Source organism: Microscilla marina ATCC 23134 (assembly GCF_000169175.1).
Lineage (GTDB): Bacteria > Bacteroidota > Bacteroidia > Cytophagales > Microscillaceae > Microscilla > Microscilla marina.
Map to the genome: position 1 here is coordinate 28,647 of NZ_AAWS01000012.1, position 12,153 is coordinate 40,799.

Here is a 12,153-nt window from a genome sequence, read left to right on the forward strand (position 1 = left end):
TTTTGAGTTTAAACCAAATAATTGTGATATTGCCGCCTCAATACACATGTCCGATCATTCATTTAACATAACTATCATCATGAAAAATATAGCAGTCATTGGCTCTGGTACAATGGGGAATGGAATTGCCCACGTATTTGCCCAAAACGATTATAAAGTAAACCTGATTGACATTAATTCAGAAGCTTTGGAAAGAGCATTGGCTACCATTTCAAAGAATTTGGATCGTCAAGTAAAAAAAGAAAAAATTGACGAAGCTAAAAAAACAGCTACTCTGGGCAACATTACTACTTACACCAACCTTGAAGAGGGAGTAAAAGCTGTAGATTTAGTGGTAGAAGCTGCTACTGAGAATATAGATATTAAGCTCAAAATTTTTCAAGACATAGATAAGTACGCGCCCGAAAACTGCATACTTGCCAGCAATACCTCTTCTATTTCTATCACCAAGATTGCCGCAGTAACCAAACGCCCCGAAAAAGTGATTGGCATGCACTTTATGAACCCCGTGCCCGTAATGAAACTGGTAGAGGTAATCAATGGCTACTCTACCTCTAAAGAAACGACCGAAGCAGTATTGAAAGCTTCCAAAAAAGTAGGCAAGGTACCTACCTCTGTAAACGACTATCCTGGTTTTGTAGCCAACCGTATTTTATTACCCATGATCAACGAGGCAATCTATGCTTTGTTTGAGAGTGTAGGTGGAGTAGAGGAAATAGACACCGTAATGAAACTGGGTATGGCACACCCTATGGGCCCTTTACAACTGGCCGATTTCATTGGTTTAGATGTGTGCTTGTCTATCTTGCGGGTAATGCACGATGGTTTGGGTAATCCAAAATATGCGCCTTGTCCATTGCTGGTAAATATGGTAGAAGCCGGACACTTGGGTGCTAAGTCTGGAGTAGGTTTTTATGACTACTCAAAAGGAATGAAAGAGGCTTTCGTGGCAGCGCGTTTTAGTAACTAAAGTAGATTAAACCTTTTATACAAAACTTCCCAAAGGTGTAGTTTCACCCTTGGGGGAGTTTTTTGTGTTTTTACTTATTTATATATTGTGTCATAATTTTCAATTTATTGATTTTCAGTAGGTTGCTAACAACTTGCATTTATGCAACAACTGTCGACCATCGACTGAAAACTGTGGACTATTATCATTTTTGATACACCAACTTGCCCCGCAAATAAGTCTGTACTACCTGAGTTTGTCCTATCGTACTGGGCGAAATACTAAAAATGTCCCTATCCAGTACAATCAAGTCGGCTTCTTTGCCTATCTCTATAGTGCCTACCTTGTTTTCTTGTCGCATAGTATACGCTGCATTGATGGTATAAGCTTTTACTGCTTCTGCCAGGCTAATTTCCTGAGGGCTACGTGTCACCGCGTTTTGCATGCCTACAAATGGGTTAAGCGTGCTTACATCCCAATCGCTGCTCAAAGTTAAACGAGCCTTGGCATTTACCAAGTTTTTCAAAGGCACCAAATCATTGGCTAGAGCAGTGCCTACCAATGCGGCATTTTCGCTCCAGTGGTCGGGGTGGGTAAAGCTACCCGCTACCTGACAGTCTGCCGTTACATTCAAAGCGTTGAACCTTGCCAAGTCACTGGTTTGTACCATTTCGAGGTGGGTGAGGCGGTGTCTGCCTTGGGCTGTGCCCGATTTTTCAATGGCGTTTAAGGCTTCGGTAGTACCACGGTTGCCAATAGAATGAATAAAGAAGTCGAACCCAGTAGATTCAAGTTGGGCAATATAGCTTGCCAAACGTGTTTGCGTAAAGTAGTTTAAGCCATTGCCAATACCATTGCCCAGTACATCTTGCTGGTAGTTGGTGTGTAAAGCCGCCGTAGTATTGTGTATAATACCATCCATGTATAGTTTTATCTGATTGATGCGCAGCAGCTTGGTATCATCGTTAGTATACAAGCTTTTCAGGGTTTGTATTTGTGACGCATCGTCTTCGGCAGGGTACGCCCAAAGTGCCAGTGTAACACGAGCTGTTAGTTTGCCTTCTGCTTCTATGCGTTGCCATACCTTATGATAATTCCTTTTCCAGAAAGTGCGTGCTTCACAAGCGGAGGTGATGCCATATTTTGCCATTTCGGGCAGGGCAAACTCTACCAAACCTTGGTAATCTGTTGCTTCTTTGGCATTGGTAGCTTTGAGTGCTGCCTCGGCAAGTAATTCTCCAGCATTGTCAATCAACAATCCATTAGGTGCTCCATTAGCTTCGCGTACAATAATGCCCCCTTGTGGGTCGGGGGTGAGCTGGCTAATGCCCAACACTTCAAGGGCTTTAGAGTTGCACCAAAACGAGTGAGAAGTTTGTTCCATAATACCTATGGGGCGGGTGCTACTTAGCTCGTCTAAGATCAAGCGAGGCGCACGGGTAGCCGCCAAAATAGTTGTGAGCGAATGCCCTGCACCCAGTAGCCAACCTGTCCCAGGGTGATCTTTGATGGCCTGTTTGACGGTAGCAGCGTAGTTTTCGGGGTTGGTTTCGGCATTGCTCAAATTAAATTTAAAATTATTAGTGCTGGCTTCCAGCGGATGCATGTGTACATCGTGAATGCCTGGCATCATCATTTGCCCTTGTAAGTCAATCACTTGCGCATTGGCAGATGCTTGTGCTTTTGCCTGCGCAGTTGTGCCTACATAGGTGATTACTCCATCTTTTACCAATATGGCTTCTGCCCATAGTGCGGCGTTGTTTACCGTGTATATTTTACCATTGATAAAAAGTTTTTCGCTGGCATCTTGTACCTGAGGTTGAGCATCTTTTTTACAAGCACTTGCCCCAAATAAAACTATAGCAAGGCACGCTTGAATGATATAGGTGAATATTTTCATAACGCTGTTTTAAACTGTATTTTAGAACTAATTACGTATAGAATTAATACAAGAAAAAAAATATTCCATGAATCAAACCTATTGTGACCCGAATAGACTCATTGACCGAACCAATGCGTATAAAAGGTTCAAAACTGTTTCATTCCCTGTGACTAGCCTTTCGTGCCTGAGAATGCTTCATTGAGAGAAAAAAATACAAAAAATTGTGGACTTATGCTTATTATGAGGTGGTAAGGGAGTAACCACTAAATAAAGTACGTATTTTCAGTGAGAGGTTTTGGTTGGAGGCGAGATGGCAACATCCAGTGGATGTTGAGCCAGCCTGTGCGACGGTTGCGAGTGTAGCAGCGTCCCTCAACCTCGCCCAACATTCCCTAAATGTTGTCGTGGTCAAAACCGATAGCTACAGCTCTGCTGTGCTGAGCTCTGCCTACGGCTAAAATTTAACGACGTATCAGGGTGACAATACTCCGCAGTGATTTTAGTCAAAGTTGTTTGCTGGTTCTCAGTTATTTACGAATTTAAAAACTGTTTAATTGGGTGTTTGGGCGTAAAACCGATACACTTTTAAAAATAAATTGAGTAAGCAACCTTAATATAAAATACTGGTTTACAGCATTTAACAAGGTAAACATTTACTCGAATCAGCTATCGACTATCGACTAAATACTTCTAACTAACAAATTCATAAACCACTGAAAATAAGTATATTATGATTTTGTTAGTTGTCTCTGGAACAGGAGGCAACTTGAAGCACCGATATACATCGGTATCTAAGGACTTGTTGCTTAAAGCTTGCTCCTGTCGGTGCTATGGACTATTGGGTGAAACATCCTCTGTCAAATGCATATACTATTTGTTGGTTACTCCCTAAAACCATCAGCAAATGAAAAACTCTTTACAACATATTCGTTGGCTCGACCAAGCACTTTTTTGGTTATTTGTTTATCTATTTATTCTCAACGACTATTTTCATGATTCTTCTTTGGCAGAGTCATGGCATTGGGCACTGCTTGAATTGACCCTGCATGCCGCCATCGTATACATTCATTACTTTATACTGATTCCTAAGTTATGGCAACCCAAGCGTTATGTGGGCTACGGTCTAAGCTTGGCAGGGGTGTTTGTGGTGTTTGTGAGCCTATTGGTATATAGCGGCTTGGGAGAGTTATTATTGATAGAGGTATCTGTCAACAACCTGACAATGATGTTGTTGACTACATTGTTGTTAGTGGGTTTTTCTTGCCTATACTGGTATTACAAGCAATGGTTTGTTAAAACCAACGAAGCCCTCCTGCTCAAAAGTCGACAATTAGAAACGGAGTTACAACTGCTTAAGAGCCAAATCAGCCCTCACTTTTTATTCAACACCTTAAACAATATTTACAGCTTATGCCAACAAAAACACGACAATGCGGCACTGATGGTGACTCGTCTGGCAGATATTTTACGCTACTTGATTTATGAGGGCGCCCAGGCAAGTGTGCCCTTGCACAAAGAGGTAGCAATGATTGACAACTACATTCAACTTCAGTTGCTCAAAAAGAGTACATCGCAAAACATAGATTTGTATACCGAAGGAATGGACAGTCAGCACCAAATCGCTCCGCTTATCCTGATCAATTTTGTAGAAAACAGCTTTAAACACAGCAACTTTTTTAACGATGCCAACGCTTGGATAGAGGTAAGCATTTGTGTAGAAGCTGAGAATAAATTGGTGGTAGAGGTAAACAATAGCCTGGCAAGACCTGCCCTGAATAAAACTAAAACGAGTGGCATTGGCTTGACCAACTCAAAGCGTCAGCTGGAGTTACATTATCCACAAGCACATGAGTTAAAAATAACCCAACACAATGATTCATTTCAGGTAAATTTGTATATTCAGCTTGACCGTTGACATTAGACAAAAACTCCTCATGTTGTATAAATGTATCATCATTGACGACGAACCCCTTGCCAGAGAGTTGTTGGAAGGTTATGTCCAACAAGTTCCTTTTCTGCAATTAGAGCAAGTCTTCCCCTCAGCCATCGAAGCCAGCCTGACAATTCATTCCCAAACTATAGATTTGATATTTCTGGACATTGAAATGCCCCGCCTCAGTGGCTTAGATTTTTTGCGTAACCTCAAACAACCTCCCGCCATTATATTTACCACGGCTTATGCCGAATATGCCCTCAATGCTTTTAACCTCAACGTAGTAGATTACCTGCTCAAACCCATTGAGTTTAACCGTTTTTTTCAGGCAGTCAATAAGGTGATCAAAAGCGTGCCTCAGACAATTACGCCTCCGGAGCCTCATCAAGCCACCTTAGAAACAACCAAAGAAGACGAAGCTTATTTTTTTATCAAAACCGATCAGAAAATTGTCAAAGTGTTGACCCAAGATATATTGTTTATTGAAGGGCTACAAAAGTATGTGAAAATACACCTGCCCAACGAAATACTCATTAGTTTGACTTCGTTGAGTCACTTGCTCGAAAAGTTACCTTCCGATAGTTTTACCCGTATTCACCGTTCTTACATCATCAATATTGCCCACATCGACAGCATTCAAGGCAATACCATTACTATCCAAAAACACCATTTACCTTTAAGCCAAGGCAACCGAAGTGCCTTTTATGATTTGATTGCGAGTAAGCGTTTGGATGGTTAATGGGCTAAGGTGAAGCCTCCAGCTGAGCCAGTTCAAATCTCACGTCATCAAGAGCAATGGCTCTTTCTACACCTATTTCGTCTTCTGGTAGTGCCTGGTCAAAGTTGGGGGCTCTATGATAACCCCCCTCTTGGAAAGATACAAAGCACATAAATTCTGCATTCTCGATGCTCGCTTGTTCATTATTTAATACATCTCTTATCTTTAGAGGTGTTTACTCTTACCAAAAAGCTGGGCAGAGCATCAACATCGGTGACTCTGCTACTATCGTATCCCCTCATTCAAAGGGGTTCTATTTTAAACTTGTTGCGTTTTCCAGTTGCTGGGCAACAAAAGATGTAGTTTTTGGATGGGGTGGTTATTGATGTTTTTGATCACATATGCAAGCCAAGTGAGTGGATTTACCCCTGCCATTTTGCAAGAACCAATCAAAGAGTAGAAGAGGTTTAAAATAACCTGTGTTTTTTCAAACTCAACAAGTTATAAGAGGCTGTCTCATAAGTCTAGTGCTGCCAAACTTTCTTTAAGAGAAAATTACTTTCTCAGAATTTATACCCCACTTTTCGGGATTGTGAACTGACAGGTTTTGAAAACCTGTCAGTTATGGCACTATTTATAAAATATTATTTGGTGTAAAAGATATTATGAGACAGCCTCGTCTATGCTAAAAAAGTAGTGTATTTTGACATACACAATGAAGTGTAGGACTATCAGACAACAGATTTTGTAGAAAATTACGATTCAACAGGTGCGATGCATCGAGGCAAATTCAACACAATAACTCCCAAAAGCGAAAACCGAGCTTGCGAGTTCAACCAATTTAATCTCAACAAGCTCTTAAGGCCTACTTTCCATACCTGTATTTTAAAAGTTAATAACTTATTGATACTAGGTTTGAGTTTATGAATGATCAAAAAACTACTTTTTGAACACCCGTACAGTGACTCTATGTTTGTTTGTGACAAGCTCAAGTATATATATTCCTGAGGAAATCGTAGAAGCATCAAACAACTTCTGAGATAGTGCATCAGTATCCAACAAGCCAAAATCCTTTATCAACTGCCCCTGAAGGTTTAACAATCTTACATTTACTTTGTCCTGAAACAAAGGGCCTAATGTTACGCTGAATGTGTTGGAAAACGGGTTGGGATATACGTTGGTCAGTTCTTCGTTGGTACCTGTCAGCAGAAAACTAAATATAGCTGATTCTGTTTCGCCTGCTATGTTAAAAGCTACCACCTTATAATACAACTGGGTGTTTGGCGATTGACCGATGTCTGTATAGGTTCTTATGTCTGCACCAAGCGTTACTATATTTACAAAATTACTGCTGTCATCGATTGATCTGAGGATGTGAAAACCTGCTTCGTTGCCTGTTCCTGTTGTCTGCCACGATAACACTACTTCATTCAAAGTAGATACTCCTGTTAGATTGAAAGGTTGATCTGGAAGGCTTACAACTTTCATCGATAAGCTTGCCGAGGCCGTGGGTGTGGTTACACAGGGTTCACTCGCTGTCACAATTACCGATACTGTCTCACCATTCTTTAGGGTACTGGTTACATAAGTATCGTTGGTTGCTCCCGCTATATTTGCGCCATCTATTTGCCATTGGTAGGTAGGAGCAGTTCCTGTATTGGAGGGGGTTGCGGTAAAGGTGACTTTGGTACTTTGAACGATTTCATTATTGTTGGTATCTGAAGTGAGGCTCACTGCCGGAGCAATCGAAGTACTAATTGCCACCGCCAAGGCAGCCGAAATTGCACCATCTCCACAGGCATTGGTTCCCTTTACGGTCACATTGCCACTTGAGGCAGCAGTAAAATCTACGGTAATGCTATTGGTGTTTGCTCCGACTACAATGTTTGCTCCGGTAGGCAAAGTCCAGGTGTAACCCGTAGCGTTGGCAATGGCAGGTACGGTATAGGTAACCCCGGTTTGGTTTTGGCACACCGTAGTGACTGAACTTGTAATACTCCCTGCACTGGCAGGTAAAGGGTTCACGGTCACGACTACCGCCGTTGAGGTGGTCCCGTTTCCGCAGGCATTGGTACCGCTGACAGTTACATTGCCGCTTACTGCCGCATCACTAAAGTCTACGGTGATGCTGTTGGTGTTTGCCCCAGCTACAATGCTTGCTCCGGCAGGCAAAGTCCAGGTGTAACCCGTAGCATTGGCAATAGCAGGTACGGTATAGGTAACCCCGGTTTGGCTTTGGCACACTGTAGTGGCCGAACTTGTAATACTACCCGCCCCCGATGGTGCTGATTGGCAGTATTTGGCGATGAAAATGTCATATTGCCCCTGATTGCTCAGGGGAGTAGTACCTCCAGCACTAGGATCAAAGTCTGCATTATCCTCGGAAAAGTACCCGGTAAAGACTATATTTTCCTGCCCATCCAGTACAATACCAGCACCGTTATTAGAATCGTCGCCTCCTATTTCATATGCCCATATATACTCTCCGTTGCTATTGTATTTGGCGACATAAATGCTTGAGGATGTACTGCGGTTGGCACTTAGCAAAGCAGTGCCTCCAGCGCTCGGATCAAAATCTACATCGAATCCCTGAAAATAACCAGTGATATAGACATTGCCACTCCCATCTACCGTCATGCCTCTGCCAGAGTCCTTGTTTGTTCCTCCAATACTATGTGCCCACACATAATTTCCATTACTATCATATTTGGCAAAGAAAATATCTAAATTTCCATTACTGCTTAAGTTGGCGGTGCCTCCGGCACTCGGGTCAAAATCTACATTGGAGCTAGTAAAGGCGCCAATGATATAAACATTGCTACTCCCGTCTACTGTAATAACCACGCCACCGTCATAAGCGGTTCCTCCAATCTTATGTGCCCACAAGTAATTGCCATTACTATCATACTTGGCAAAGAACGCATCTGCATCCCCATTACTGCTTAAATTGGCGGTGCTTCCGGCGCTGGGGTCAAAATCTACATTGGCACCCCTGAAGTTTCCGGTGATATAGACATTGCCGCTCCCATCTACTACAATGCTATTCCCATTCTTGAAGTCAAATCCACTGCCTCCTATTTTATGTGCCCACATATAATTGCCATCAGTGTCGTATTTGGCAAAGAAAATATCTATGGAGCTAGCCGTTAAGTTTGCTGTGTTTGTAGTACTTGGGTCAAAATCTAAAGTGCCAAAAAAATCCCCAATAACATATACATTGTTACTGGCATCTACGGCAATGCCTTTACTGCTGGTACCTATATTATGTGCCCAAACGTAATTACCATTGGTGTCGTATTTGGCAAAAAATCCAGTTCCATCACCATCATTTAAATTGGCAACCCCTCCGGCACTCGGGTCAAAATCTACAGTGCCACTAAAAGCTCCGGTGATATATACATTGCCATTGGCATCTACTGCAATGTTTAACCCATCGTCAGTATTGGCTCCCCCTATTTTGTGCGCCCATAGGTAGTCACCATTTTTTGTGTACTTGGCGATGAAAACGTCTATAACATCCGCGGTTAAGTTTGCAGTGTTTCCAGCACTGGGGTTAAAATCTACATTGGTACTGCGAAAATTCCCTACAACATATACATTGCCGCTGGCATCTACGGCCACATCATTGGCGGCATCGAAGTCTGTCCCGCCTATACCATGTGCCCACTCATAGTTTTGAGCTTGTATGCTGCATATGCCAACCCAGCATAACAGCAATAAAATCTTTTGTATTTGTTTTAGAAACTTGTGTGGCCTGAGTGATGGTACTTTCATGATATTAAAAATAGAAATGTGGTAGTTTTGATAAACAACATGAATATTAAAATAATTTGCAATAAGGTTACTACTTCGCCCAAAAGTAGTGGTGGGCTTTAGGATTGAAAATATTGCGTCTGGAAGGCTGTCTTATCTCAAATGAAGCGTACATAAAGCTGCAAAGACAGTATTTACAAGCAACGCATTTTAGGAACAACGGCTTATATTTGGTATCACACGATGATAGAAAAGCGTAATTTGTAAATTCTCTGTGTCACATCATTGTAAGGCATCCTATTTTAATAAGACGAAGGAAAATGGTATGCTAATTTCAACAAATGTACCGCTTTTCTTTTTACCAAAAATATATATAGCAAGAAAAAACCTCCAGTTTCGCATACCCTTTTCTGTTGGTCAGGTGAAATAATATTGAGCTGTGGTTGGTTTGGAAACCCTTCAGTTCAATAGACTCGCATTGGCAAAAACTGTAAAAAAGAGGAGTTTTGTTAAATGGGTGATTTTTTCAAACGAACGTTCGCAAGGTAGTTTTATGAAACTTTTTGCTTGCTTTTGTAGACTTTGTTATCTTAAAAAATTTATGATTTACGTGTCATTCCGAGCTTGCGAGCTCAACCTTTAGATTTGTATTATCAACCTTGACAGGATTATAAAATTATTAATGCTGATCAAACTCTTAAACGATTTTTAGAGACTTTGCCCAAAGGAAGGCTCAAGGTAGTAAGGCAGCCAGCCTATTCCCCGGCTCTCAATGCGTCGGAACAAGTCTGGAATTACCTCAAAAATGTAAGTTTAAGGAACAGAGTATTCAAGAATATAGAAGCATTGAAGAAAGAACTGAGCAAGGCGTTAGAAAAGTTTGAGCAACAATCCAAACTTATTACTCAGTTCTTTAAACATCCAGAAGTAGCTTTTTATTAATCTTTAAAAGACTGCACTAGCAGCTTTAAGCTGTAGAAGCTACTTACCACCATTGTTTTTTACTACTCTACCACCCGCACCGAGTCAATGATAATGTCTTCGGCTGGCCACTCCGATTTTTTCGTTTTCACTGCGGCAATTTTGTCCAGTACATCAAAGCCTTTTAGGAGCTCGCCAAACACCGTATGCTTGCCGTCTAGCGAGGGCACCCCACCAATATTGGTATATGCCTGCATTTGTGCCTGATTAAAGTTAAGCTTCTCTTTTTGTGCCATATTATTGAGCGTGGGCACATTGTATTTAGTGCCTTGTACTATATAAAAATTATAAGGATTAGAACGCTTCATGGGGTTGTTTTCATACATTCGTGCTGTAGCAAGCGCCCCTCGTTTATGAAAAAAACGGTTGGGCTTTATTTCGTGAGGTATGCGGTAACTGCCTATGATTCCTTTGAGTTTGATGCGGTGCAAACCACCACCACCACCACCTTGTATCATAAAATCTTTGACTACCCTATGAAACTGGGTACGGTCGAAATACTTGATTTTGGTCAATCTGATAAAGTTTGCCCGGTGCAAAGGTGTTTCTTTATAGAGTTTGAGTTTAAGGTTGCCCATTCGGGTATAAATCATTACTACGCTTTCGGGGTGGGCTGCGCCATATTTTTTGAGTTCTTCTTCTACGTTTTTTTGAGTAAGGGTAATACTTGGCAGGTTAAACGTTTTTCCCTTCTTTTTTTTCTTCTTCTTCTCTTTCTTTTTACCTGCTACCTCCAGTTCTTCATCATAAGCACTGTAGGAGGTATTGGTGGTTTTTTTTTCGCTTTTGCCACAACTACACAACAGCGTAACCAGTAGCATTGCCCACAAAACAGGGGGAGTAAACAAATGATTCATTTTTTTTGATTCAGGTTTTTGTAATATTACAAAATGGTAACTTTCAACAAATTTAAAATAAATTAAAGACATTATGGCGAGCTTATACTTGGTACGACACGGACAAGCGTCTTTTATGAAAAGTAACTACGATCAACTCTCTGACTTGGGCAAAACTCAGGCAAACCATTTGGGCGAATATTTGGCAAACACAGGGCTTCAGTTTGACATTGCCTGGCAAGGCGACTTGCAACGCCACCGCCAAACCAGCGAAGGGATTATAGAAAAGTATGCCCATAGTGCGGGGTTTCCTGAGGTGTTTACCAATGCCGATTTTAATGAGCATCAGGGCGCCAGCATATTTAATAAAATATTGCCCCAACTCATGGCCGATGCTCCTGAACTAAAGGGGGCTATGGAGCAAAAAGGCAAAACTGACCCTGAAGTACGCAAAAGTATTTTGAAATTGTTTTTTCAATCGTTGAAGAAATGGGCAAAAGGCGAGCTTGGTTTAGAAGGGTATGAGTCTTTTGTCGACTTTAAGGCACGTTGTCAGCGGGCTTATCAAACTTTACTGGATGGAATGGAAGGCAAAAGCTCGGGCATTGTTATATCATCGGGCGGCACCATTGGCGTACTCACTGGGTTGTTGTTGGGTATTAGCGACGAAAAAATGATGGAACTCAACTGGCAGGTAATGAACACCTCTTTTACCGAGTTTCAGTATAACAAAGGACAGTTTTACCTCAAGAGTTTCAACAACATTCCTCACTTGACTACTCCTGCGTTGATTACTTATGTATAAACTGCCTCTACAGGGTTGTATAGCTTGCCACACCACACCACTTACAGTCTTGCTATACAACTATTGTGGCAAAAAACAGGCGACTTGTACAATTCCATTGTCTAAGTAGGTATTCAAACCATATTATTTTTAGGTAAAATCACTCTTTTTTTATCTTAAAAAAACTATAATACAACTTATGTCGTTATCAAAGCATTAAGTAGACTAAAATAATTCGATTAAAACAAGATAAAATACAGATTGAAATACTAAAGAATACGAAAATAGATTAACTTTGCACTAGCAAAAAACATAAA

The 12,153-nt window shown here is 41.3% G+C and carries 10 protein-coding genes; 5 read left to right on the forward strand and 5 right to left on the reverse strand.

Features of this window, described 5'->3' with window-relative positions; all coding sequences use genetic code 11:
* Positions 1-79: 79 nt before the first annotated feature.
* A complete protein-coding gene (locus M23134_RS12705; RefSeq protein ID WP_002696637.1) occupies positions 80-970 on the forward strand; it encodes a 3-hydroxybutyryl-CoA dehydrogenase in 891 nt (296 codons plus the stop codon).
* A 184-nt stretch (positions 971-1,154) separates the two neighbouring features.
* Here M23134_RS12705 and M23134_RS12710 read toward each other — a convergent pair whose 3' ends face one another.
* A complete protein-coding gene (locus M23134_RS12710) occupies positions 1,155-2,849 on the reverse strand; it encodes an amidohydrolase (RefSeq protein WP_002696639.1) in 1,695 nt (564 codons plus the stop codon).
* Between the two features lie 886 nt (positions 2,850-3,735).
* On the opposite strand from M23134_RS12710, the gene M23134_RS38035 reads away from it, so the two are divergent.
* Together M23134_RS38035 and M23134_RS12720 are read left to right on the forward strand one after the other, a co-directional pair.
* Entirely contained in the window at positions 3,736-4,746 is a 1,011-nt protein-coding gene (locus M23134_RS38035; RefSeq protein ID WP_002696641.1) for a sensor histidine kinase, read from the forward strand.
* A 19-nt stretch (positions 4,747-4,765) separates the two neighbouring features.
* Positions 4,766-5,503, forward strand: a complete 738-nt coding sequence (locus M23134_RS12720) for a LytR/AlgR family response regulator transcription factor (RefSeq protein ID WP_002696643.1) — start codon at positions 4,766-4,768, stop codon at positions 5,501-5,503.
* A gap of 4 nt (positions 5,504-5,507) precedes the next feature.
* On the opposite strand, the gene M23134_RS41120 is transcribed toward M23134_RS12720, so the two are convergent.
* The 3 genes from M23134_RS41120 to M23134_RS38040 form a co-directional block, all read right to left on the reverse strand.
* Complete coding sequence (locus M23134_RS41120; protein ID WP_002696644.1) at positions 5,508-5,654, reverse strand: hypothetical protein; 147 nt, start codon at positions 5,652-5,654, stop codon at positions 5,508-5,510.
* Between the two features lie 146 nt (positions 5,655-5,800).
* Positions 5,801-5,935, reverse strand: a complete 135-nt coding sequence (locus M23134_RS42715; protein ID WP_394330660.1) for a transposase domain-containing protein — start codon at positions 5,933-5,935, stop codon at positions 5,801-5,803.
* A gap of 486 nt (positions 5,936-6,421) precedes the next feature.
* Positions 6,422-9,256 carry an SBBP repeat-containing protein gene (locus M23134_RS38040; RefSeq protein WP_002696648.1) on the reverse strand — a complete coding sequence of 945 codons (2,835 nt, stop codon included), beginning with the start codon at positions 9,254-9,256 and terminating at the stop codon, positions 6,422-6,424.
* 696 nt (positions 9,257-9,952) lie between these two features.
* Between M23134_RS38040 and M23134_RS12735 the strand changes: the two genes are divergently transcribed.
* The gene (locus M23134_RS12735) at positions 9,953-10,177 is read left to right on the forward strand and encodes a transposase (RefSeq protein WP_002696649.1); all 225 of its coding nucleotides are present in this window, start codon (positions 9,953-9,955) and stop codon (positions 10,175-10,177) included.
* A gap of 62 nt (positions 10,178-10,239) precedes the next feature.
* On the opposite strand, the gene M23134_RS12740 is transcribed toward M23134_RS12735, so the two are convergent.
* On the reverse strand, positions 10,240-11,073 hold the full coding sequence (locus tag M23134_RS12740) for a peptidylprolyl isomerase (protein WP_157558466.1): 834 nt from the start codon (positions 11,071-11,073) through the stop codon (positions 10,240-10,242).
* A gap of 73 nt (positions 11,074-11,146) precedes the next feature.
* On the opposite strand from M23134_RS12740, the gene M23134_RS12745 reads away from it, so the two are divergent.
* Positions 11,147-11,857: a histidine phosphatase family protein gene (locus tag M23134_RS12745; protein ID WP_002696654.1), complete on the forward strand. Its 711-nt coding sequence runs from the start codon at positions 11,147-11,149 to the stop codon at positions 11,855-11,857.
* Positions 11,858-12,153 lie beyond the last annotated feature (296 nt).